The sequence below is a fragment of the Sinomonas flava genome (assembly GCF_039531875.1).
In the GTDB taxonomy this organism is placed as follows: domain Bacteria; phylum Actinomycetota; class Actinomycetes; order Actinomycetales; family Micrococcaceae; genus Sinomonas; species Sinomonas flava.
This window is the reverse complement of record NZ_BAAAQW010000005.1, coordinates 152,939-177,569: the sequence shown is the minus strand read 5'-3', so window position 1 is coordinate 177,569 and position 24,631 is coordinate 152,939. Positions and strand designations below refer to the sequence as shown.

The window sequence follows — 24,631 nt, the reverse complement described above, 5'->3', positions numbered from 1 at the left end:
CAGCGTGCCGCATGCCGCCCTCATGCGTGGGCAGTACATGACCCCCATGCAGCACAGTTCCCAACTCTAGCGAGACGGTGCGGCATCCGCGTGCGCCGGCTGCCGCGCCACGCCCGAAGGGCTGCTCGAAGCCGTCCCTGAGCCGGATAGGATCGAGCATCATGAGCAGCGATGAGATCCGAGTCCTCGACCTGTTCGCCGGAGCTGGCGGGCTGACTGCGGGGTTCCACGCTGCGTCCCTGCGGTTCCGAACCGTGGCTGCGGTCGAGATGGACCCGGCTGCGGCCGCGTCGTACGAGGCGACGTTCGGCGAAGGGATCGTCTATACAGGAATGATCCAGGATTGGCTCGCCACAGCAGCCATGCCCGAAGAAATTGACGTTGTGGTGGGCGGGCCGCCGTGCCAGGGGTTCTCGACGCTTGGCAAGCAGCAGATCCGAGACGAACGGAACTTTTTGTGGCGGCAATACGCTGAAACGCTGATTCGTGTCCAGCCGAAATACTTCGTGGTCGAGAATGTGGCAGCTTTCGAGAAGTCGCCTCAGTTTCAGGATTTCCAGAGAGCTACTCAGCCGGGCGGCAAGCTGGAAGACTACGCATTCGAGCCACGCATTTTGAACGCCGCGGACTACGGCGCACCCCAGGCTCGCAAACGTGCGGTTCTGATCGGCCACCACCGCGACCTCCCATCGCCCGGATTCCCCGAGGCGACCCACGCCTCCGGCGGCCGGGGGACGCTCAAGCCACATAGGACGGTGGCCGAGACCTTTGTCGGTGTCCCGCTGATTCCCGACATGGATTCCCTGTTCACGGAACGGGCACACGTCAGAGACGGTTGCACGTTCGCCGGGTCCTTCTCGCCAAGGGAGCTCCACTGGAGCCGCAGCTACCAGCAGCTGTCTTTGGATCGATTCGCTGCGATTCCCGCCGGAGGCAATCGGTTCGATCTCCCGACACATCTTCAGGCGCCCTGCTGGCGCAAGCACACGTCAGGTTCAGGAGACGTCATGGGCCGGCTTCGCTCCGACCGGCCCTCGGTGACGATACGTACAGAGTTCTTCAAGCCCGAGAAGGGGCGCTACCTTCATCCCACCGCCAACCGCGCCATCACGCACTACGAGGCCGCACTCCTGCAGGGCTTCCCTGATTCGCACCGATTCGTCGGATCGAAGACGGCGATCGCGCGCCAGATCGGCAACGCCGTTCCGATTCCATTGGGGAGGGCTATTGCACGCCACCTCGCAGACCACATATAGACATACGCGGCATGCATTCCAGCCCAGCGCGACATCATCCCCGACGGCATCACCCAAGTACCTTGTGGAGAGCGCCACTTAGCGGAGCATCGATTGTTCCGACGAGCGCAACGCGGTCGAGGAAGATGTTGCGATGCTCGCAGCTGGTTTCAGGTAGGAGCAGGCAGGCGTGACATGAGGCGAGGTTCAGGCCGTCTGTCCCGGAGGGGCCCGATTCAGAGCAGACGGGATCGTTCGAGCACCAGCTCGCGCGACTAATCGCTGAGCGGAGGACACGTGCGAACCGTCGCCCATCGGCGAGAGCAGCGAGCCCGCCGAGGCTTCCGGCCGCGTCTGACGACGCCGTGTAGATCAGGACCCCGGCCTGGTCTGGGTCTGCGTAGATCCGTTCGCGCAGAGATCCCACCGGGTAGCCGGCATCGAGGCTGAGCTCCTTGAGGAGTGCGTGGGCCAAGGAGTGGATGAGGAGGAACCTGGCGGACGGCGCATCGGAACCGGGAGATCCTGACTCTGTCGCGCGTAGCTTCAGGGACTTGGCGAGCATTTCCCGCCGTGCGTTCGCTGGCTCCGACTTCTCCCAGTCCGAGATGAGTTCCTGGTCGAGCTGAACGAAGATCCCCTCGCCGAGTACTTCGGTGGCTGGCAGCCAATGGCCGACGTTCTGGCTCAGTTGAGCGATCTGCGGCCTTGTCGTCGTTGTCGGTGTCGGTGTCACTCGGGAGAAGCCTTGGAGTGCACGGACTTCCCTAAGCCGTGTTGCCTTCGACACCTGCGCGACGATGCCATCGAGGTCGGCCGCGACATCGACGGCAGTGCACTGGAACGTGTCGTGCGCGCCGCGATCGTTGCCGTCGATGAGCGCTCGGTACTCCTCGGCGCGGAGCTCTTGGTCGGTAGGGACATGGCTCGGGTCGAGTCCCTTGCGCTGGCGCACGATCGCGAGGATGCCATCGAGCGTCAGGCCTGGAGTGTGTTGGGTTCGAATCGCGCCCGCGACCGCATCTGCAAGCGCTGTAGTCGGCACGTGCTCGAGCATGGTCCAGTTCCTGGCGACAAACTGTGCGTTGGGACTCGACCATGGGGGGATGGAGATGCTCGATCGAACTTCTGCGAACCACACATTCGATGAACCGCGCTGGAGCACCCGCAACGGTCTTTCACAAGTCTCGTCTTCCGCACCGGGCAGCCACGGGCGCTTTCCTCCGCAACTCTTAATCTGCGCCAGCGCGCCAGGGGAGAACGAGCCGTCCAGGTCATGAGAGTGCACTCCGCACGAGCAGGAGATCACGATGTCGGCGAGTGAGGACGACGCCCCCTTCGTCGTGAGTTTGAGGCTGTGCTGTCCACTGGTGGTGCTCTGTCCGCGGTGCACCCACTGGAAATACGGGAAGTCTTCGATATGGCCGCTCTCACAGCACGCAACGAACCGGGACGGCGTCAAGTCTCGCTCGCAGTCGTCGCACCGCATCTCCCTCGGGTTGAACTTCCAGTAGCGGTCGAGCCGCCTGCAGTTCGGGCAGTAGTGGTAGGTGGGGAAGCGAATCGCCGGAACATCCCCGCTCCGCTTTCCTGTCGCGGGTGCTCGGAATGTCCGGACGCGGAGTGAACGTGCAAGGCGAGGCTCTTCGACCTCCGCACACCACCGTTCGTCCCAGTCGTCCAGACCGGCGATCATGAAGCTCTGGTCACCCGACGGAAAGAGCGAGCCTATCCCATAGGTCGTGACCAGCTGGCTCTGCCTGGCCTTCGGCTTGTCAGTCATCGCCATGCGACGTGCCTGCTTTCGATCTGGCGCTGATGATCTTGATCGTGCTCTCTCGGTCGACGTTCCTCAGCGACGTGAGCGTCGGCCACGGCGTGTCGCCGGGCGGGAACGTCTCGGCGAGCTGCGTTCCAGTTCCATCGTCGGGTGAACTCCCGGCAGGGACCATCAGAGCTCTGACGCGGCTTCTGGCACCCCAGTTCGCATATTGCGTGACGTCGCTGTCCGACCATATTTCGGCCAGCTCCGAGATCGCCTCTTCGACGGCGTCGGCGGTGTCCGCGTCGGCGACTGCGGCCGCGCGAGCCGCGATGACCTTCGCGATGCCCTCGAACACCTCGGAGCCGGGTGGGACCCGGACCGACCTGTCGGCCGCAGCGCCGGGTGTCGTGTGGCGGGCGAGGATCACGAACAGACCGTGGAGGCCACGGTCGAGCGCGCGTGGGGCGAATGGTGTCGCTCCTGTCGCTTCCACCTGCTTGTACAGCGCACGGTGATAGGAGGTGAACGATTCGTAGTGGGAGAGATCGCGCGATCGTGACGCGTTGAACAGGGTGAAGACGAGTCCTGGGTAGCGGCGTCCAACGCGACTCGTCGATTGGATGTATTCAGATGTCGTCTGCGGCTGTCCCATGACCGCCATCAGTCCGAGGCGGTCGACATCGACGCCGACTGAGATCATGTTCGTTGCGAGCACGACATCAGGACTGTCAGCGGTCGGGTACGACGTCTGTAGACGTTCGAGCTGCTCTGGGATCTCACTCGATCGTTTACGCGAGGTGAGCTCGTTCGGGTCACGGATCGTTCGCTCCTCGGTCCCCAGCCGCGTGGCGATGACCTTGATACGGTCGGGGACGTCGTCGATCGACTGGATGTAGGCGGCACCTAGAACCCGCAGGCTGTTGAAGTACCCGAGCAGGGTCCAGTACGCGTCTTTCACCTCGTCCTCGGCGTCGAGGTCGTTTGCGCCTTGAAGCAAGGCCGCGTAGGTCCGAACGAGGAGGGTTGCGTGACTCGTGCTCGGGGCCATGAGGCCGACATAGCGCCGCGTACCCTTCTCGTGCGCTGGGGCATCGACTGCGAAGAAGGAGTCGGCGGCGTCGATGCCCGGCGGCGGGAACTGGACGGCCGAGCGATTGAAGACGGCGGAGACCTGTTCGGACGCGCGGCGGATGGTGGCAGTTGACGCGACCAACTTCGGGCGCGTGTGCGTCTGGGGGTCGGTGGCGAGGAAGTCGATTGCCGTCTCGTAGAGACCGACCAGAGTGCCGAGCGGTCCCGAGATCAGGTGGAGCTCGTCCTGGACGATCAGATCCGGAGTTGCGTCGTGTCCGGCACTGCTCCCGTTGCCGAATAATCGCCCGGCGTGCTCGTTCCACGCGAGCATCGCGAACTTGTCTACGGTGCCGATGATGAGCGATGGTCGCTCGCGGTATACGTCTTCGTCGACGAGATGCACTGGAAGACCTAGTCCTTCGTGGAACCGGCACCCAAGGTTCGGGCAGCGCACTGTCATGCGACTTGCTCGCCTGTCAGCCTCGTAGTCCTGTGGGCGCAGCTTCTCACCGCACCAAGGGCAGCGCAGGAGCTGAACCGGGTTGCCGATGTCTCCGGGATCCTCGTTGCTTGCCAGTTTTCGCAGAGCCTTCGCTGCGTCGCCGACGTTGTTCGGCGTCGCCCCTTGGCCCACCCAGAGGCCGATCGAGAATGACGCCTTATCCTTGAGGTCTGGGTCGTCCGCCCGGAGGTCTTCGAGGGCACAAATCAGTCCCGCCGCACGTTCGAACTGCTGCAGCGTCAGAAGCCGGAGCGTGTACCGCATGAGTACGCCGACACCCCCGCCTTGCCCGTCGTCGCCGGCACCACGAAGCCGGCGGTGGACGAGGGCGAACGCGATCAGACCGAGGTACGCCTCGGTCTTGCCGCCACCCGTCGGGAACCACAGGAGATCGGCGACGTCGCGCTCTTTGCTGTTGGTGTCGGCGAGGCCTCCGAGATTGATCAGGATGAACGCGAGTTGGAACGGGCGCCAGACCCCGGTGACCCCGGTGGAACCGTTTCGGATCCATTCCTGCTTCTCGCGTTGCTTCTGCATGGCCGCGTTCATGATCTGGAACGATTTCCGCACCAGAGAGTCGGCGTTGAGGAGTGCGATGCCGGTACGCATCCGAGCGACCGCCGTGCGCGCGTCGTCCAGGTGGCGGCCCGCGGTCTCGGAATGATAGTAGGGTAGATCCTCGGCCCGGGCCGCGGACCGCTGCTGGTTGATCCACTGTTCGTATGTATCGACCAGGGCATCGAGTGGCAACGTCAAGTGTCGCGGGTCGGCGGCGGTGGCGAGGCTCGGCATTTCAAGCCCATGGAGGTCATCGCGGTCGGCCTTGGCGAGCTTGAGGTCGTGTTCGGGGAAGAACGTCGTCACGAGTTCATTGACGTGCTCGCTCTCGTCCCACGTGACTGCGACGCCATGGCCGACCGCGAGGTGTCGCTCTCGCCGGTACAGAAGCTCACCGCCTTGCTCGTCGGCGTCCAGGTGGGCGAGCAAACGGTCGGGTCGTCGGTCCGCGAACTCGCCGTCCACGGTGCGAACACGGATCTCCGGACGGAACCAGCACACGTGGTCCACATGACCCTTCTCAGGCCTCGCGTTGGTGTTGACAAGTGCGAGGGTGGCGTTGATGACTCCTTCTTGCGCAGGGCGGATGACTGTACGGAGCTCGAGCCCGTTAGCGACGGAATAGGTCTCCATCGAGCGAGAGGCGAGGTCGATGGAGAGCCGTACCGGTCCGACGGGAACGCGCTTCCACCTGGTGATGCGACGAGATCTGGCGCGGGTCGCGACCCCATGCGTTGCGGCCTCGCCATCGTCGTCCTCGTCGGGTTCGTACCTGTCGGCAGAGAGCTCGACCGTCAGAGCTGCGGTCGTGGCAGCGAGGCCGAAGGTGAGGCCGATCGTTGAAGGGTATCGGAGGTGGGCGAACGAGACGCCGGGGTCGTAGTCAGCGTCGATCGCCGTGCCGGCCTCGATTTCTGGGGTCTCGTTGGCATCCTCGATGGCAGCATCGGATCCCGCACCGTTGCGGGGATGCAGGATGCCGACTATGAAGCGCTCTAGCGGCTCCTCGGTGAGGTATTCGTCGTCCACCGAGCCGTAGAGGTCTTCACGGACGGCGTCGACCATGTGCTGTCGGGCCGTGTACCACGGTGAGAGGTCAGACATCGGACTCTCCGTTCCATTCGAAGCGCAGCATGCCAGCGCAAACGGGCGCGAGCCAGAGCCCTCGGCGACCTGCGGTGCCTTGTTGCGGAGGGCCCGAGATCGTGGCGATGCTCTCGACGCGGGCGCCATTGAGACGCGGCCAGCCGCTACTCTTTCCCTCCCGTGTTCCGATTCGGGAGACGACTGACTCCCCGAAGGCTTCCGACGTCGTCCCGACGACATGGTTTTGGTGGACCAAGTCCCAGACGGGGAGGCGCAGAGTGGACTTGTCGAGGTTCAGATCGATCTGGAGCGGATCCCCGGGCTTGAGGTTCGACGCGATGTGCTGCTGGGTGGCCGCGGGGTCGAGTCCGGGAGGTGAAGCTCGATCCAGGTCGTCGACCCGGAGCTCGAACCCAAAGGTCATCCACTTTTTGAAGCCGCCCAGGTACCAGCGACGGGGTGTGCCGCCATGTGGCGCGATGCTCCGCAGCTGACGGTCGTCGGGGCCATCGGCCCGTATGAGAAGGCGTCGCGCCCTGGAAAGTGCGACGAAGAGGCGTCGAGCCGCCTCACCATCGTCGAGAGCGTCATCGATCCCATCGAGCCGCGGCTTGTCCGGGAAGTCGACGTAGACGACGTTGTCGAACTCGAGTCCCTTCGCCCGGTGGACGGTAGACACGATGAATGGCGACTGGATCGGCTCGATGAGATCCGGAAGGAGCGGCCGTGCGCGGAGCAATCCTCGCGCAAGGTTTGGGATGTTGACCTCACGCCCCTGTCCGCCGGTGACGGAGCGGAGTGCGCGCCAGATCTCTGCTGGTGTGTGGGGGTGCAGGATTCCTTGATTCGCGCGCTCTTCGATCTCGTCACGGGTAATGCCTGCAGTCGGACTGTCTGCAAGCAGCCTCGCGATCCACCCGGCTAGCACCCGCTGCTGCGCGCTGCGTCGAACCTCGACCCCGAGTCCTGCGTCTGCCAGCGAGCCGGCGGTGAGGAGAGCTTGCCCATTGTTGGCAGTCAGGAAGACCGTCGTCCCCCGCCACTTGGCGGCATTCGAGGCGAGATCGGTGACAGTGGAGCCCGCGACGACGCCTGCGAAGAACTCCTCGATCATCGAGCCGGAGTCTGGCCCAAGCACGGAGTCGCGGAGCTCTATCACGCGTTTGGCATCGCGCGAGAGAGCTCGATACTGGCCGGTGAGGTGCTTGACCTCGACGTCGCCCAGCCGCTGGAGCTTGGCCAGCAAATCAAGGGAAGTCGTCAGGGAGAGTGGCTTCATGTCTACGCGCAGCTGCCAGTCGTAGATCCCCTGGGCCGGGTCACCGAGCATACTGAACCCGGCGTCCTCGCAAAGGGAGCGGGTGAGTGCGAGCAGGAAGTCGGCACGAACCCCCACCACATCCTGGACCTCGTCGACGACGAGGTGCTTCAGCCCCTCAAGTCGGTCCCACCCGTGGTTCGAGAGCAGCCTCGTAGCCATCTGTACGCGCTTGTCGAAACCGAAGTCGCTGGGATCGTCGTCCGCCAAATCGCCGATGATCTCGCTTGCGAGCGAGTCCATTGTCTGGACTGCGGCCGGACCGGTGTCGTTCGCCCGGAGGCGTGCATCCGCAGCGAAGACTGCTGCGTTGGAGAAGGAAATGACCATGATCCCATCGACCGGGTCAACGCCTTCAACATCGATGAGGCGCTCGATGAGGTGCGACACCACCTCGGTCTTGCCGGACCCGGGGCCGGCGATGACAATCTGTCGTGCGCTCGGCTCGACCTCGACGGCCGCCAGCTGGCTGTCGTCGAGCACGACGTCGGTCATCGTCGGCTCCAAAGATACTCGAACTCGGTGAACGCGAGCTGTTCGCCGTAGTTCACGAAGTTGTCGTTGACGTTGACGATCAACACCTCGTCGAGACCGCCGTTCTTCGGCCCGCGAAGACCGCGCCCGATCATCTGCTGGTAGACGTTGGGGCTGAAAGTCGGCCGGGCGACGTATACCGCCCGCACCTTCGGGGCATCGAACCCTTGGGCAAGGATGTTGTAGTTCGTGATGACTCGGATCCTGCCAGCCTTGAACTCTTCGACGTAGTACCGGCGCGCCGCTGCGTCGGTGTCGGCTGAGACCGACACCGCGGAGATTCCGCGGTGCGAGAGGAGTGCTGCAACGATACGGGCGTTCTCGACCGACGGGGTGAACACGAGCATCGTCCAGTCGTCGGGCTGGCTGGCGATGTGGTCCACGATTCGACGAGTCCGATCGAGTCGTTCACCCAGACGGTTCTCGACCTCGGACGGAAGGCGACCGCCGCCGAACTCCGCGATTCGGGTGAGTTCGTCGTCGCTCAGCCGGACTTCGGAGCCGTCAATCAAAGCGTGTCGCACGGCTGCGAGGACACCCATCGACTGGAGTTCACCATAGGAGTCATCGTCGTTCCGAAAGGCACCGCGGTCCAGACGGTTGTTGTCGTAGCGGTTCGCGAGGCGTTCGGTCTCGTAGGCGCTGTTGCCGCGGAAAGGTGTCGCAGTGAGGCCGATCAACGGCCTCCTGTCTTCCAGCCGACGGCCGCGCGTACTGCGGCCCAGCCATTCGAGGACCGAAGTGTACGACGTCGCCACAGAGGTGTGTGCTTCGTCGATGACGACGACCGAAGGAGTCTGCAGCCACGTATAGCTCGCATCGTCTCGTTTCGCGATCGAACCGACCTTGGCGATCGTGGCGATAATGAGCTGGAAGCTGCCAGGCTCTTCGTCGACTTCACGGTCAAACCAGAGTCTTCCGAGACGCATCGGCATACGGAGTCCACGAGCACGCCAGACCTCGGTCCACGTCTCGGCCGCCTGCTCGCACAGCTCGTCGGTCTGGGCGATCCATACGAGAGGCACGTCGGTCGCAATATCACCATCGCGGACCCCGTCAACGAGGGCCTGAACGGTCACGCGCGTCTTGCCTGCGCCGGTCGGCAACGAGACCATTCCGCGGTCGGGGCCGATTCCGCGCAGTAGCGCTGTGATCGTGCGCGTCACGGCCACTTGATAGGGGTGCAGGTCGCCGAGATTGACAGGTCCATTGATGATCTCAGTTGCGGGGCGGTCGGCGCTTGGGAAACCCGCCCAGTCGGTCGGGAAGCCGAGCGCGGACACCCACTGACGAGTGATCCGCCGCCCGCTCCATTCCTTGGGCGGTTCCAGGCCGGCGCTCTCGAGGGCTCCTCGAAGCTGCTTCAGGATTCCGACTCCATGGACGGCGCGCGCGAGCGCCGCTACATCGCGATCATCGAGGCTTCCATGCGCGGCATCGAGCTCTTCCAGCGCCTGCGCGGGGACGATCCGGCGGATGGCGTCGACGCCGACGGCTGTGAGGAGCCGATCGTCATCGTCCTTCGCATTCTTGATTGCGTGTCGGCGCTTGTTCGCGGCGTTGCGCTCCATCTCGTCGAAGATCTTCGCGATGTCACCCGGTTGCAGCCCGAGGCTGAGAGCCTCCGCCGCCTGCTGGAGGCGGGCGCGGGGTTCGACTGCGGTGACCATGATAGTGTCGCCGTCCCGGTGGTAGGGAATAGACCGTGCGCGCTGGCCATCAGGCGTGGCGATCATCTTGACGAGTCGGCTGCACGATTGGACACTGACGTCCATGGCTTCTGGCGCTTGTGCCGCGAGCCGCACTTTAACCGGAGGGAAGAGATCCACCAGGTATTCGGGCTCGCCCGAGGACTCAGACACGATCTCCTCTTGCAGAAGGTCCTTGCCGTCAGGCATCCCCCAACACGAGATGAACTGCTCGTCGACGTCGGCTTGACTCGCGACCCACAGCGCCGGGATTCTCGCCTCTAGCATCGATGCGTACACGGACCTGTCAGACGTGACGCCGACATTCTTGACTTTGACCTTCTCGCGGCGCGGGCCGACGCGGGCGACGAGAAACTCAGGGTTGAGGCGGCCAGGGAGCCACGCGTAGAACTCGGCGCGCCTCTCGTCGTCGTTCCATTCGTCGGCGACCTGTTTCAGAGCCGCCCACGTGTCTGCAGTCAAGTCATCGACGCTCGTGCGGATGCCGATAGCCTGGGCCACCGCTTCAGAAGTCTCGTATACCGGCAGGATGTTCGGGTCAGCTGCGTCGTGGGCGCTGGCGAGCACTGTCTGCGACGGCTGTAACGGTCCGAACGAGGTGTTCAACAGACCATGCCTACGGAGGAACGAGAGTTCCGGTGCGTCGACCTTGAAACGCTGGTAATTCCGCGCCGTCGCGTGGTAGATCGTCCACTGATCGGGGAGTGGTCGTGCAAGGATCTGGCGTGTCGCCTCAAGCCGCGCCTCCTCCGACATCGTGGATAGAGGTTCGATTGGCCATGGCGGTGGAGGCCCCTCGGCTACCACCTTCTGGGCTGCCGGTCGTGTTCCCGTCGTCTTCTGGATGCGGTCGACAAATTGGGTTCTAAGTCGCTCGATGGATGCTTCAAGCCAAGGTTCCGAGGGTGGATCGTGCCGCCAGACGAGCTTATCGGTTGCTCCGATTTGTCGGAGCAGTGACTCGTCCTCCGCGTGGAAGACCGGATCGACGAGACGTTCGCGATCTCGACGAGAGTTCGGGGGGATGATCTCGCCAGCGAGGAACACTTCGGCCACAGCACGCATCGCTCCAGTGGCCACGCGCACGCAGACAGAGTGCTCCAGCGGGCTGGGCAGGTACTCGCGGTACAGGTTCACGGCGACATCAAGCGGCACGGCCCGGGATGCGGCCCAGATCCGCTGCCAATGAGCGTCCGTCTTGTCAGGTGCCGCCAAGAACGCTCGTAGCGCACCCACGGTATCCATCACATGCACGCCCAGCTTGGCTAGGTCGCTCTTCACTCCGTCGAGCGCAGTGAGCTTGTTATCCACGAAGGAGTGTCCGCTGTCCTCCGGAGAGGCCCGCACGAAGAGCTTCCCCGACTCAGGTTGCGAGAAGGTACCGTCCTCGAGCCTTATGATTCGAGCCTTGGAAACCTCGTCGCGGAGCGCTCTTGACTGAGGGTCATGAGCATCTTTGAGGTCATCCGTCATTTGTGCTGCAAGCGCTATTGCATTCGCAGATGCAGCGACAGACCCATCCGCCACAAGTGTTTCCAGCCACTCGGCCACTGTGCGCGGCCGGCGCCCGAAGAGCCGATCCAGCTTCAGGCGCCGCTCCTGATTCGAGTAGGCATCGGGGTGAACCCAAGCCGTTAGGGGCGCATTCGGTATTTCTGCCCAGGCCTTCAGCCACTCGTTCCAGGGCTTCACCCACTCCGGCGACGTCGATGCGGGAGCGCGGAAGAGGTCGGTAGGGACGCGAAGCGTGCCTACGCCGTCAGGGACCGACGGGCAGACGCGCAAATGGGAGAAGACGGGGTTGTCCCAGCCCTCTCTGCCGATGACAGTGTCTGCCCAGCCGCGGGTCTCGCGTCCGCGTGCTGGGAGCACGTCGAGGACGTCGGCTGCATCGATCTGGTCACTGCCGATATCTTCGGAAAGGCTGTGGAGTCGAGCGACCCCAGCAGCGACGAGCACGGGGATCTCGTCACGGAGGATCTCCTCGTTGAAGCTCCCAGGGAGAAGGTCCAGGCGATCGTCGCTGAGCTTCCACGGTGCGTTCAGCAGTCCGGAGAGAGTAGTTCGAGCCTTGGTCGGGAAGTAGGCCCAGAACTGACCGTCAGCGTGAAGGAGGGAGTTGCCATTACGCCGTGACTTCGACACTGCCCACTGGATGTCGACAGAGTCGCGTCGAGCGACCCGGCCAGCCTCCACTCGGGAGCGAACGCTCGGGCGATGCTTGCGGGTCTCGACGACCCAACGCGTCTCGGAGTTCCCCGCATGCAGCGTTACGACGCCGTCGCTACCCGTCGTCTGGCGGATGCGCATGGACAGCGGACTCCCCTGACCGTCGGTCCGGGTGCCGTCGATCAGCGCAGCCTCTCGGATGTGTGTGGAGAACAGTGCGAACTCGGGTGGGAAGGACATGAGCTGGTTCGAGAGCTCTTGTAGCCTCCGCGAGACCGGAAGCACGACGATAGTGCTTGCCCAGCCCATGAGCCCAGAGAGGACAGGGTCTCGCTGGGCCTCCACGGTTGCGCTCATCGTCCTGGCCAGACGCATCACGGGGTAGTTCGGTGAGGTGAAGCCCGCGTCCTTGAGGGTCTCGGCAGCCCATGTGGCATCGAATGCGAACGACACCGACGTGCTGAATATTCGGGGGCTCGAGGTGACAGCGAGGACCGACTTGAATCCGATCCCGAACCGCCCGATGCGGTCGTCATCCTTGCGAGACAGGTCGGATGCCATCACAGCTCGCACACCGTCAGCTGTGAACGGCGCACCGTCGTTCGCGACATAGAGAGTCTTGGATGTGAGGTGTACTGCGATACGGCCGCCGCCGTCGCGCGCAGCGTCGATCGCGTTCTGCACTAGTTCGAACAACTGACGGTCCGCATATCCGCCCTCCGAGATGCGGAGCTCGTTGTTGGAGTCCTGCTCGACGCGACTCGGGTCTTCCCGATAGACGGCCAAGCACGCGGCGGTCTGTTCCCACACGACCCGCTCGATCTCGGGGACGCTCATTGTCCAGTTCGGTGCCACTTCTTCACTCACCGGGCTTTGTACTCCGTGGCGGCGTGCTGTGCCAGGGCTCCGTGGACGTTATTGCGCGATCTAATCACATCGCGCCGATACTCCCGCACTCGCTTCTGCAGAGCAGGATCGGCAGTTCCCCAAGCCACAGCCGGCCTCCTTGTTTCCCCAGCGCCACCGGTGGGTGTACACGAATATACCTTGGCGTCCGACAATGACGGCATGCGGTCGTCCGCCGCCGCTGAATTGCGCGGGCGGACGGGCCCGAATGCAGGCCGATTGGGCTGATGTCCCGAGTTGGCGGCTCGTCGCCGCTACTCTGCCGTGAGCCATCGACCCATGCGGGTATGGGCCCCAGCCTCGCACAGGAACGTCGTCGTTATCTCCTGCCAGTGCCGCGCTTCTGAAGACGCCGGACGGTTGCGACTCGGCAACATTACAAGAATAATGGATCGTTCACTTGACATCCGCACCGAATATCTCGGCAACTAGCGGAAGAATTCGGCGACCGTGGGCAACATACAAAGGCATCAGCTCAACCGCCGATCCCTCCTCCTCGTTGGGGCGTCTCATCCAACCGAAGTTGTCGAAGCTTGCTACTACCCTCCCATCGCGAATGAGCGAGAACGCCGAATCTTCATATGGGTGCCGTCCCCGGGTCTCGTAACCACCTCCCCCCTGATCCCACTGCACCGTCCACGGCTCTTTATCGCCGAGTGTAAGTTCCAGCATGGACGCCATCACACGATAGCCCAGTGCCCTCGGTCTAGTCGCGGGGAGCACCACGGGCGAGCCACCACCCTGCAAGCGCATCATGTGCGCGGCAACTTCGCGTGCACTGCGCAACGCGAACGCATGCTCCCACAGAATCATCTTCCCCACCTCATCAACGAAGAACCCACCGCCTCCGCGTCTGGCCTGAAACCACACCTTGCCGCGGCGCATCATGAATACAAATGTTTGTGGACTGTTGCCCATTCCATCGTCAGTTATGGCCGCAATGTAGAGCTCGGGGTCCGCTCGGGCAAGCTCACTCATTACCCGCCAGGATAGCGCGGTCAGCTGATGCCATGCGATGGTATCGCCTTCGGGGTACGTCGACATCCCAATATCCTCCCTAATTACCGTTGCGGAGCATTTGTAGGAGATCCACGCCGCCACGTCCGGCTCGGCCGGCCTCGACCACCGCCGGTCATCGCACCTGTTGGCTTGAGCCTCGGCTCCATGGACCGCCGGAAGGTGTCTCGCATAGGCTCCTCCCCCAGCACAGCCGTGTGCAGCCTGCGTAGCTGGGCGAGGGTGAACGGCTCATCCAGGAGCGCGCCGGGATCGGGCTCAGCCTCGTATTCCTTGCGAACCGACTGGACAGCAGCAGCCACGATTTCCCCCTGCTCGTAGGGAAGCCCGTCGAGGACTGAGGCGTCGTCCGCCGAAGCCAGCCGCACACCGTCGTGCGCCAGCGACTCCCCCAGGACGGCGACCGGCACGAGGTCCACGTGCGCCACCGAAAGCACCCAGCCCCGCGGGTCGCGCGCCGGATTGTCGAACACGCGCAGCTGCCGCGGCCGACGCCCCGACACCCCAGCCTTGTCGCGCAGGGACCGCAGAACTGCATCAGCAAGGGTCTCGCCCTCGTGGAGGAAGGTTCCAGGCAGGGCGAGCTTTGGTTTCGACTCCGCTTCGCTCCGCTCAACCACCGCCGCTTCGCTCCGCTCAACCACCGTGGATTCACTGCCCTGAACCAGCGGGACCAGAAGGACCTTCAGCTCGTTGTCCTCGACAGTGAGGACCGCCGTGTCCACCGCGACGCTCGGCCGCGGGTAGTCCTCCAGTCGCTTGCCGTGCTCGTCGCACCACACCATGCGACAAGAATAATCTCACTCTTGCGAAAAGTGCCAGCCGTGCCTACAGTCTGATTTAGCGCAGATCAGCGTAAATTCTTCGGCAGGAAGGCGAGTCCATGGACTTCCCCCAGCTCCACGTCGGCATCGGCCAGCAGTTCGGCCCGTTCACGATCTTCCCGGTCTGGTCCGACACTCCGGGCAACCTCGGCCTCACCACCGGCGCCCACGCCCAGCTCCAGGTCACCGAGCTCGCCGCAGGCCCGCAGGTCAACCGCCTGACGGTCGCCAACACGGGCGCCAAGCCGGCCCTCCTCATCGAGGGCGAGCTCCTCGAGGGAGGCCACCAGCATCGCATCGCCGCCGAGAGCCGCATCCTCGCCCCCGGCGAGCACGCCGATGTCCCGGCCTTCTGCGTCGAGGAGGGCCGCTGGGGCGGCCCGAGCATCCAGCACGGACGCCGTGCCCGCCGCGCTCCCCTGCACGTCCGCGCCGAACTTGCGGGTCTGGGCGGTCTGTCTGGCTCCACCGGCGACGGCGTCCGCACCCTCCGCGCCGCCGATCAGGGCCGGGTCTGGCAGCGGGTCGGCCGGTTCTCCGCGGGTGTGAGCGCGACGGGTTCGCTCGTCGAGGCATACGACGGCTTCGACACCGCCGCCAGCGGTTTCGACTCCGCTTCGCTCCGCTCAACCCCCGGAGTGCTCGAGGGGCAGCGCGGCGTCGTCGTCGGTCTGGGCGGGCGCGCGCTCACGCTCGAGCTGTTCGGCACCTCGGCCCTGTTCGCCCGGCACTGGGAGCAGTTCGCCGACGCACTGCGCTTCGAGGCCGCGCACGCCGAGCTCCTCGCCGCCCAGCCCACACGCGGGCAGGGGGCCCGCGACTTCGTGGCCGGGCTCGCCACCGACCCACGCCGCCTCTTCGCTACACCGACCACCGCCCACGGCGCGGTCGCGAGCACCCCGGTGCGCGCCGCCGTCGGGCGCTACGCCTACAGCGGCCTGGCAGTGCAGCGTGCCGCCGGACCCGCGCAGTTCGCCCACCTCTCCGTCTGGGACGCGACGCACCCGCTCGCCGCCCTCTGACCCGACGCCCTGCTCCCGCTCCACCTGCACCCGAAGGAGTCCCCATGAACCTCACCCCGCTCCAGAACGACCGCGCTGCCGGCACCCTCGTCGCCATGGCCGCCGGCGACGCCCTCGGCGCCGGCTACGAGTTCGGCGCACCCCTGCCCGACGGCACGCCCCTCGCCATGATCGGCGGCGGCCCCTTCGGCTTCGCCCCCGCCGAATGGACCGACGACACCTCCATGGCCGTCCCCCTCGCCGGATGCCTCCTCGGGCAGGCCGACGCCGTCGCCGCCGGCGAGCCCGTGGAGTGGACGTCGGCCGTACGCGGCTGGGCCTCCTGGGCGCAGGAGGCGAAGGACGTCGGGGCGCAGACCTCGGCCGTCATCGCCGCAGCCCAGACGTTGGTTGAGCGGAGCGCAGCGGAGTCGAAACTCACCGCTGCCGACTTCACCGCCGCCGCGGCGGACTTCCTCGCCCGCACAGGCCGCGGGGCCGGGAACGGGTCGCTCATGCGGACGGCTCCCGCCGCTCTGGCGTTCGTGGGGCGGCCGGCGGAGGAGCTCGCGCGGCCGGCAGCGGCGGCGTCGGCCCTCACGCACGCCGACCCCGACGCCGTGGACGCGTGCGTGCTGTGGTGCGCCGCGATCCGGCACGCTGTCCTGACTGGGGAGCTCTACGTGCAGGTGGGCTTGCCGCTGGTTGATCCTGAGCGGCGGGCGCTGTGGGAGGAGCGGATCGCGGTGGCGGAGGCGTCGCGGCCGCGGGACTTTCGGAACAACGGCTGGGTGGTCGAGGCGTTCCAGGGGGCGTGGAGCGCGATCGCCACGACGCGGTCGGCAGTCGGGCCGGCGCACCTGCGGGCGGCGCTGGAGGACGCCGTGCGCGGCGGGAACGACACCGACACCGTCGCCGCGATCGCCGGCGGGCTGCTCGGGGCGGCGTACGGGATCTCGGCGGTGCCGTTCGAGTGGCGCCGGCGGCTGCACGGCTGGCCGGGCATGACCGCGTTGGACCTGCAGCGGCTCGGCATGGAGCTGGCCCGCGGGGAGGGGCGAAGGCCTGGCGCGTGGCCTGCGGCCGCGCACTTCGACCACTCGCCGTACGTGCCGTCGTCGGCGATTGACGTGGTCGAGCACCCGGCCGACCCGGGCGTGCTGCTCGGCGCGGCGCCGGCGCTGCAGCGGGACGACTACGACGCCGTCGTGAGCCTCTGCCGTGTTGGCACCGAGGATGCCACCGTCCCGACAGCCGACCACGCCAGGTTCTGGATCATCGACTCCGCGTGGCCCGAGTACAACGCCCACCTTGAGTTCGTGCTCCGCGACGCCGCCGCCGCCATCGCCACCTTCCGCGCGGAGGGCAAGCGCGTGCTCCTGCACTGCGTGCGGATGGAGTCGCGGACGCCGACCGTCGCGGCGCTGTACGGGGCAAAGGTGCGGGGCGTTTCCGGGCTCGAGGCGCTCGATGAGGTGCGGTCCGTGCTGCCGGCGGCGTCGCCGAACCGGGCCTTCATGGAGGTGCTCCGGCGCGCGTAGGTGTTGGGGCCCAGAAATGTCGGAAGGAGGAGATAGGAGTATGGCTATGAGCACCGCTACCGATCTGAGCACCGCCCCTGAGCTGACAGTGCAGCAGCGCAACCAGCAGATGGTCGAGCGCTACGCTGCCGGCGAGACCCTCGAGTCCATCGGTTCGAGCTTCGGGGTCACCCGCGAACGCGTTCGCCAGATTGTCTCGAAGCTGGGCGGAACGAGCGCCGAGGAGTCCCGCAAGAAGCGCCTTGAGGCGCGCGAGTCCGCCAGCGCGGCCGCCCGGGCTGCCTTCCTCCTCGAGTATGGGCAACTGGCTCGACGGATCGCGGCCACCGGCGCTCCACGGACGATTGCCGTAGAGCGAATCCGCGCCCTCTACCCCTCGGTCGACGCAGCTGTGGCCGAGGAAGCACTCCGCGAATCGGACATCGTCTTCGACAAGCTCGAAGGCGAGAACATCTTCTCCGACGAGGTCGTCGCCGCCGGGGTCTGGTATCTGCTGGGATCGGATCTGGGCCTCGGCCCGGATCTGGACGGCGCGGCGGCGGAACTTCTGCTTGAGGTCATCACGGACCTGAAGGACGTGCTTGCGGCGGCGTCCGTGGAACCGGACGACATTGCCACAATCCTCGGCGTGATCGCGGCCGCGCAGGAGCACGTGGCCCAGCATCCGGAGGCCACCATCACGGGCCAACGGTATGGGGCGCTGCGAGACGAGCTCATCCCGGTCCTCGGCCTGGAGTCACGGAAGGGTGCGACGCCTTGGCCTCCGACGCGGCAGACCATCCAGAAGCGCTTTGGCGGCTGGAACGACGGGCTCGCGGCCATCGGCCTCGGCACGAGTGCGCGCGGGCGTTCAAAGGGCCTCCTGAAGTTCACCGAGCACGACTACCGGGAGGCAATGAGCGACTTCGTCGCCGACCCCGACCGGAAGAGGACCGTGGAGAGCTACCACGAGTGGGTCGTTATGGAAGGAGACGCGGGCCAGACGCGCCCCTCGGTGGCTTCGATCCGCAACGTGTTCGGCAGCTGGGGCGATGCGGTGCGTGCTGGTCTCGCGGCCGACCGCCCCGGCCTGTAAGACCGGGAGGAGCAATGCCATCTGGAGACGAACTCGAGGTGCTCGTCGATCTGCGCCGGATTCACCTCCAGTGGGTAGCCAGCCTGGGGGCGGAAGGCCTTGGCAAGGCTGCTAACCGCTCACGCTACCGGGATTCGTGGGCTGATCCGGAATGGGCAGCGGCCACGCCGGACATGGAAGACGCATTTGGGGAGCGCGTCGCGGGCCTGCAGGCCACTCTGGATGCGTTGCTGACGGATTTCACCTTGGGAGTCTCGGCTTGTCGCATCAGCGAGGACACCGAGCCGAGGCCACCCCGCTACGGTCCGACCCGACTTGAAGTCGAGCGAAATGCGGAACGACGCATCGACGGCTTGATTTTCTTCATCACGGCGCGAGGAAAGATGGCTGAGGCGCTCTTTCTTGAGCATGAGCCCAGCCATCAATTCTTCGTCAGAGACGAGCAGCAGTGGACGCGCTTGCCGGAAGGGCTCGCACACGTTGTACGACACATCGGCCTCGTGGAAGTCACCGTCGACGCCGTAACTGTCTGGGATGCGCACTATTCAGGGGGATACGCTCATCTCGGTGAATTCGCGCCTCTTCGGCTGCATCCTGCTGACACACCACGATGGCCGTGAACATGGCGACTAGCCTTGGCCCTTGTGATACGAAAGCACCATGACATCCGGCCACGTCTTCGTCCTGCGCGCTGACCTCCTCCACCTCCAAGCTGATGCTTGGCTCCTGCCGACCGATGCGTGGCTGAGCGTCAGGGACTCGTGGGTCACGGACACGTACCCCGAACTACGAGATCAGGCCCGCCTGCTGGCACCAGCGGGATTTGGCGACGGAAGTGCGCTGGCTTTCCCGCTCACGGGTTACCAGGGCCTGCCGCTTCCAGTGGCGACAGCTGTGCCCTCCGACAACCGCTGGACGCCAGCGGCCATCAAAGAGCGCGTTCATGCGTTTGCCGACGTTGCGCTCCGGGAGATCGGACCGTCCAAGGCTTACCGCCCGCGTCCTCTTCTTGCCCTCCCCTTCCTCGGGAGCGCGGGTGGATCGGCTCAGGACCTGACCGCCCAAATGACCGCGCTGCTCAACGCGACCCGCGAGGTGGCGAGCAGACAACAGGTCGACGTCGCCGTCGTCGTGCGCGACCATGCGGCCTACACCCTCGCCCAGAGGCTGCGCCGATCCGACCCAAACAGCTGGTGGCGCAGACTCGGCGACGAGCTGCGAGCCAAGGCCGAAGATCTCGGAGTCAAGGCCCGGGCTGGACGCGTTGTGCCCTTCCTCGGCGCCGGTGTGAGCATGAGCGCCGGGGCGCCCTCGTGGAAGGAACTGCTCACGGACCTCGCCCAGCGCTTGGGGCTGTCCACCACACAGACCGAGCAGCTGGAAGATCTGAGCCTCCTCGACCAGGCGAGCCTCCTCGAGACGCTCTACATGGAGCAGGCCATCGAGCCGGGCTTCCGGAAGAGCATCGCCGACCAGGTCAACGTGCCCCGGTACGGGCTTGCGCCGGCACTCTTGGCGTCGCTGCCCTCAGAGGGTGCGATCACCCTGAACTACGACAACCTCTTTGAACGCGCCTGCGAGGATGCAGAGGCGCCGCGCTTCGTGATTCCCCGCCAAACGGGCACCGGGCGTTGGCTGCTCAAGCTGCACGGCGACGCCGCAGATCCGCGCACGATCGTCCTGACCCGGGATGACTACCTCGGCTTCAACGCCAACCGCGAGGCGCTCTCGTCGCTGGTCAAGGCGCACCTCATGACGCACCACCTGTTGTTCGTGGGCTTCGGCTTGGGCGACGACCACTTCCACGAGATCGTCCACGCCGTCCGACGCGCCCTGCCCGAGGGTGGGCGGGGGGTCATGGGCACTGCGCTCATGGTGGGGACGAACAGCCTGCAGACGAAGGCGTGGGAGGGCCGCCTCGCTGTGGTGTCTATGGCGGACGAGGGAGGGCGAGCTGTCGACCTTGGCGAGACTGGCCGCCGCCTCGAAGTCTTCCTGGACGCGATGCTGGCGCACGCAACTCAGGAACACACCTACCTGCTAGCGGACAAGTACGGCGCTAGCCTTGAAGCGCGGGACCAGGAGCTGCGAACCGACCTGCTGGACCTCGTCGCGAACCATGACGGTCACGGTGGGCCGGTATGGGAGCGCGTACGAGCGGCGCTCGAGGAGTTCGGGCTGACGGAGCGACGGGCGTCTGGTGTCCGGCCCTCACAGACTAGGACTGGCCGGCTATCCGGGTAGGATCCTCTCAGACCCCGCAGTCTTCCGGGCACACCTTTCGCATCTTGGGGGAATCGACGATGGACAACGAAATTCAGCTGATCAACGACGGAGATGGTCTGGCGGTCATCGGGGAGTCGAGCGCGGTCGAACGATTCCTCACGTCGGAGGGCCTACCTTCGAGGGAACTCCGGGGAGCGCGCCTCGGTACTATGCTCGGTGCCGCCGCCACCGCCGCACAGGTGGGCTCAGAGCTGTCCGCCAACTCAGGTCGATGGGTGAAGATGACCGAGGAATCGGCTCAGCTGGTCAAGAAGTATGGGCTGATGCAGAGCTCGAAGACCGGCCTCAACTTGGGCGTAGTGCAGGCTCAGGGCGGCCAGATCAAGGGCATCATTCAGTTCGTCCCAGGCGCCGCTCTTGCAGCCAATCCAGCCGGCCTGGCACTTCTCGCTGCGCAGATGCATCAAGCATCGCTGCAGCAGTCGTTAGATGAGATTACCGAATACCTCGAGGTTATCGATGAGAAAGTCGACGACATCCTCCGTGCACAGAAGGACGCCGTACTCGCGGACATGATCGGCGTGGACTTCGTCGTCGAGGAGGCCATGACCGTCCGAGAAGAGGTAGGTCGAGTCTCCGAAGTCACTTGGTCCAAGGTGCAGTCGACGACTGCGACAGTGGCCCGCACTCAGGGATATGCGTTGCGTCAGCTGGACGCGTTAGCGGACAAGGTCGACGACAAGGCCAAGATTGGTGAGCTCGCCAAGGTGGCCAAGGATGTTGAGTCCAAGATCCACGAGTGGCTCGCGATTATTGCTCGCTGTTTCCAACTGCAGGATGCGATTGCGGTACTCGAGCTTGACCGCGTGCTAGACGCTTCGCCCGAAGAGCTGAACGAGCATCGACTGGGACTTAAGGCTGCCCGACAGAACCGCCGCGAATTAATCTCGCAAAGCACTGAGCACGTGCTGCGCAGGATTGATGCGGCCGCAGAGTGGGCGAACACGAAGGTCCTTCTACACCCCACGCTGGCTCGCTCGGTGGTGGCCTCGAGCAACCGCACCGCCACAGGCGTCATCGACTTCCAGGGACGACTAGGCATCGAGAGCAGTATCGAGCTTCGCGAAACGCAGCGATGGGTCGACGCGGTTGCGGATGTAAGAGACAGGGTAATCGACACCGGCGCCGAGAGCGTCGATGCCGCAAAGCAGCTGGGCGATGACGCGCTTGATCGTGTGAAGTCCACGAAGAACAAGCTGTCCAGCGGAGTGCGCGCGTTCCGCGCGGCGATCAAGGAAGAGGAGCGCGTCGAGGAAAGTTGAGGGCCGGCGCCGAGCGATGTCAGGCAAGCTGCCGAAGGTGGGACTCCCAATATCGGCTTAGCGTCGCCGCCCGTTCCGGACTCAGCTTGTTCCCGCTAGCTTGGCGCTTAGTCACGTACGCGTAGAGCTCGGGCTCCTGTTCAGGGATCGGCATGGCGTGCTCTGGTGCGAGCACATGATCCCACTCGATGGGGACCCTGTTGTTGTAGCCCACCTCATCGGCGCTATGTCGCGCGGGGTGGTAGACCGTCCCGGAAGCATGCCCGGAGGCGATCACGGACCATGGCTTCACCGCCGTGCGAATGAGGAAAATTCGGTCGCCCTCGTCGATATCATGAACGCGAGTTCCGGCAGACCACCAGTCACTCGCCGTACCGCGGGCTGCGATCTCGGCTTGCAGCGTTGGGATCTCCCCTGCAAACTCTCGGAACTTCCCTGGGTTCCAGAGCATCAGGAAGGTTTCGCTCGCCATGAATCATGATAAAGACCTGCACTTCAGAATCGCGATGGCAGGCCGGCGGCGTTATCTATGACCCGGCGCGAGCCGACTCCCCGCCGCACTGCAGGCCGGCTCACTAGGTGACGGCGCTGGCGATGGCCTGGCATTCGTCCCTGGCGGCCTTCAGCTCCCGCAGCGCCGCGGGGTTGGACTGGAGATTGAACAGCGGGCGGAGATCAGCGATCAGCGTCTGTTCGGTGAGGTGAATGGCGTCCAAGGTCTCGATCCACGAGGCCTCTAGGTTGGTGTTCATCCACGCGATGATCCGTGCGGTGTCCGAGGGTAAGAACCTGTAGTTGCGCTGATTGGCCATTCCCACCAGTGAGCCGCGGGGAGGCCGATATCCAAGCACGGCGCCCATGGTACGGAAGAACGTCCCGTGCCCCCTCGCCCGAAGCTCCTGATCCACCAGGCGCTTCCGGAGACTGGTCTTTGCCTGCCCGACGTATATGAGACGGTCGTCTCGGCCCAGCGCGTAGCTGCGGAAGGGCTCAGGGAGCGCCCCGGCCGCGACGACCGGGATGGCATAGATGCCAGGCGCGTTGGGAACGAGCGGATCGATGGATCCGACACGTCGGAACCGCGCGTCTGCCAACAGCTCACGTTCAGCAGCGGGACGTAAAGAGGGCGCATCCGCTTTCCTCTCGGAAGGGGAGGCTGCCCCGCGCCAAGTCTTCTGCACCGCGGTGGCCGGGTATGTAGGCAGGTTGCTGGCCGGCGGTGAGGCGGCCACCGATCCTTCCGGGCTCGCGAGCGAAAGCCGCCCCTCCTCCTTGACGAAGAGATCAGGATAATTCTTCGCTCGGGCGTGGATCTGGTTTGTCGGAACGGGTGCCCCGTCAGCCCGCGAGTAGAGTCCCTTCCGGTTGATGGCATCGGCGAGCTCTCGGGCGGTCATCGGCCGCCCCGCTAATCTGAGGACCTGCCTCATCGCCTGATGAAGGGTCAACTTCGCGCCGCCGCTGGTCACTTCTCCCCCTTGAGCAGGTGCGTGAACAGGTAGTCTTCGCTGACCACCGGGATGCCATAGTCGCGCGCTTTCTTCGCCTTGCCCGAGAGGCTGTCAGGGTCGGCTGCGATCAGGAGCTTGACCTTCTTCGTCACTCCGGGGTGCACTCCGATGCCAAGGCGTCCGAGCCTGGCGACGATGTCCTCGCGGGCCATCTGCATGTCTCCGGTCAGGCACACGAGGTCACCGTGGCGAACCGCGGGAGCCAGGGTCGGCGTCGTGCGGGCAGGAGACTCTCGCGGGAGGCGAGGCTCGAACGCTGCCGCGAGCGCGGCGTCGTCTATTCCCAGCAGTCCGGCGAGCAGCAGGAGGTCGGCTCGCTCCGACTCGGTGACGATCCCGTCCTCCCACGCGGCGTCCACGACGGCGTCGAAGTACTCCCCGTGCAGGCGAAGCGCCGTCTCGCGGTCGATCCCCAGGTCCGCGGCGAGGGCGAGCAGCTCATCCTTCTCGCTTGCGGACAGGTAGCGGTCGAGCAGCGCGCGGTCGAGGATGGCGAGATACTGATCATGCTCAGCTGGCCCTGCGCTCGCCGGGAGCGCGGCCGCGAGCTTCTCGAGGAAGTGTGGAGGCTGCCAGTCGGCTGGCTTGCGGTAGGCGACCCGCGCGATGGGCGGCGGGGTCCCGAACCAGTCGACGGCCGCTTCCAGGGCGGAGTGCCAGGGGCGGGCGTCGATGTCGAGGTAGCAACCCAGCAGCGTGGCCGTCGCCTCGGCGTCGGCCCCGGCGCAGTGCGCATCGAGGATATCGATGCTGAAGGCATCGCAGCAGTCCCGCAGTCCGCGGCGGGAGCCGGGCAGGTACGAACGGGCGGCCGTCATGGTGCACATCCCCAGGTCGAGGAAGCGGCCCGGCAGTTCTCGGCCGAGGCGCGTGAATTCCTGCCTCAGGAAGCGCGAGTCGAAGGACAGGTTGTGAGCCACCAGCACGTTGCCGGATAGACGGAATTCGAGCTCATCTGCGATGTCCGCGAACGTCGGTGCCTTACGGATCTCCTCTGCCCGGATCCCGTGGATGTGCTGCGGGCCCAGGTCTCGCTCAGGATTGACGAGCGTCTCCCAGCGATCCAGCTGCTTGCCGGTGTGGTCGACCGTGACGACCGCGACTTCCGCCACCCGATCGTAGCGGCCCAGGCCTGTGGTCTCGACGTCGAGCACCGCAAAGGTGTCTGTGAACATGAATCCCCCCAAAGTGTGTGATCCCCTGGTCATAGATCTACCCCGGTCCACCGACACTTCTGAAAACCGCTTGGTCCAGCGTT

General features: G+C 65.2%; 16 protein-coding genes. 7 read left to right on the top strand and 9 right to left on the bottom strand.

The features are described 5' to 3' along the window. The first annotated feature begins 161 nt into the window (after nucleotides 1–161). Nucleotides 162–1,256: a DNA cytosine methyltransferase gene (locus tag ABD298_RS09380; RefSeq protein ID WP_344299420.1), complete on the top strand. Its 1,095-nt coding sequence runs from the start codon at nucleotides 162–164 to the stop codon at nucleotides 1,254–1,256. A 49-nt stretch (nucleotides 1,257–1,305) separates the two neighbouring features. Here ABD298_RS09380 and drmB read toward each other — a convergent pair whose 3' ends face one another. The 6 genes from drmB to ABD298_RS09350 all read right to left on the bottom strand — a co-directional run bounded on the left by drmB (nucleotide 1,306) and on the right by ABD298_RS09350 (nucleotide 14,658). Continuing rightward, nucleotides 1,306–3,024, bottom strand: a complete 1,719-nt coding sequence (gene drmB, locus ABD298_RS09375) for a DrmB family protein (protein WP_344299419.1) — start codon at nucleotides 3,022–3,024, stop codon at nucleotides 1,306–1,308. Then, nucleotides 3,011–6,238, bottom strand: coding sequence for a helicase-related protein (locus ABD298_RS09370; RefSeq protein WP_344299418.1), 3,228 nt, complete (start codon nucleotides 6,236–6,238; stop codon nucleotides 3,011–3,013). The genes drmB and ABD298_RS09370 overlap by 14 nt, the downstream gene beginning before the upstream one ends. Next, nucleotides 6,231–8,033, bottom strand: coding sequence for a UvrD-helicase domain-containing protein (locus ABD298_RS09365; RefSeq protein ID WP_344299417.1), 1,803 nt, complete (start codon nucleotides 8,031–8,033; stop codon nucleotides 6,231–6,233). Before ABD298_RS09365 ends, ABD298_RS09370 begins: the two co-directional genes overlap by 8 nt. Then, a complete protein-coding gene (locus ABD298_RS09360) occupies nucleotides 8,030–12,817 on the bottom strand; it encodes a sacsin N-terminal ATP-binding-like domain-containing protein (protein ID WP_344299416.1) in 4,788 nt (1,595 codons plus the stop codon). The genes ABD298_RS09365 and ABD298_RS09360 overlap by 4 nt, the downstream gene beginning before the upstream one ends. 435 nt (nucleotides 12,818–13,252) lie before the next feature. Next, nucleotides 13,253–13,900 (bottom strand): TY-Chap2 family putative peptide chaperone, encoded by a 648-nt coding sequence (locus ABD298_RS09355; protein ID WP_344299415.1) that lies wholly within the window; start codon nucleotides 13,898–13,900, stop codon nucleotides 13,253–13,255. 17 nt (nucleotides 13,901–13,917) lie between these two features. Then, on the bottom strand, nucleotides 13,918–14,658 hold the full coding sequence (locus ABD298_RS09350) for an NUDIX hydrolase (RefSeq protein ID WP_344299414.1): 741 nt from the start codon (nucleotides 14,656–14,658) through the stop codon (nucleotides 13,918–13,920). A 98-nt stretch (nucleotides 14,659–14,756) separates the two neighbouring features. Between ABD298_RS09350 and ABD298_RS09345 the strand changes: the two genes are divergently transcribed. From ABD298_RS09345 to ABD298_RS09320, 6 genes are all read left to right on the top strand, one after another. Further along, the gene (locus ABD298_RS09345; protein WP_344299413.1) at nucleotides 14,757–15,719 is read left to right on the top strand and encodes an ARPP-1 family domain-containing protein; all 963 of its coding nucleotides are present in this window, start codon (nucleotides 14,757–14,759) and stop codon (nucleotides 15,717–15,719) included. 44 nt (nucleotides 15,720–15,763) lie between these two features. Then, nucleotides 15,764–17,239, top strand: a complete 1,476-nt coding sequence (locus tag ABD298_RS09340; protein ID WP_344299412.1) for an ADP-ribosylglycohydrolase family protein — start codon at nucleotides 15,764–15,766, stop codon at nucleotides 17,237–17,239. Between the two features lie 46 nt (nucleotides 17,240–17,285). Then, nucleotides 17,286–18,314, top strand: coding sequence for a helix-turn-helix domain-containing protein (locus tag ABD298_RS09335; RefSeq protein ID WP_344299411.1), 1,029 nt, complete (start codon nucleotides 17,286–17,288; stop codon nucleotides 18,312–18,314). Nucleotides 18,315–18,328: 14 nt separating this feature from the next. Beyond that, the gene (locus tag ABD298_RS09330; RefSeq protein WP_344299410.1) at nucleotides 18,329–18,934 is read left to right on the top strand and encodes a hypothetical protein; all 606 of its coding nucleotides are present in this window, start codon (nucleotides 18,329–18,331) and stop codon (nucleotides 18,932–18,934) included. A 445-nt stretch (nucleotides 18,935–19,379) separates the two neighbouring features. Then, nucleotides 19,380–20,558: an SIR2 family protein gene (locus tag ABD298_RS09325; protein ID WP_344299409.1), complete on the top strand. Its 1,179-nt coding sequence runs from the start codon at nucleotides 19,380–19,382 to the stop codon at nucleotides 20,556–20,558. A 59-nt stretch (nucleotides 20,559–20,617) separates the two neighbouring features. Next, nucleotides 20,618–21,862 (top strand): hypothetical protein, encoded by a 1,245-nt coding sequence (locus ABD298_RS09320; RefSeq protein WP_344299408.1) that lies wholly within the window; start codon nucleotides 20,618–20,620, stop codon nucleotides 21,860–21,862. A gap of 19 nt (nucleotides 21,863–21,881) precedes the next feature. Here ABD298_RS09320 and ABD298_RS09315 read toward each other — a convergent pair whose 3' ends face one another. The 3 genes from ABD298_RS09315 to ABD298_RS09305 form a co-directional block, all read right to left on the bottom strand. Beyond that, a complete protein-coding gene (locus ABD298_RS09315; protein ID WP_344299407.1) occupies nucleotides 21,882–22,334 on the bottom strand; it encodes a hypothetical protein in 453 nt (150 codons plus the stop codon). 103 nt (nucleotides 22,335–22,437) lie between these two features. After that, nucleotides 22,438–23,331, bottom strand: a complete 894-nt coding sequence (locus ABD298_RS09310) for a winged helix-turn-helix domain-containing protein (RefSeq protein WP_344299406.1) — start codon at nucleotides 23,329–23,331, stop codon at nucleotides 22,438–22,440. Continuing rightward, nucleotides 23,328–24,548: an exonuclease domain-containing protein gene (locus ABD298_RS09305; protein ID WP_344299405.1), complete on the bottom strand. Its 1,221-nt coding sequence runs from the start codon at nucleotides 24,546–24,548 to the stop codon at nucleotides 23,328–23,330. The genes ABD298_RS09310 and ABD298_RS09305 overlap by 4 nt, the downstream gene beginning before the upstream one ends. Nucleotides 24,549–24,631 lie beyond the last annotated feature (83 nt).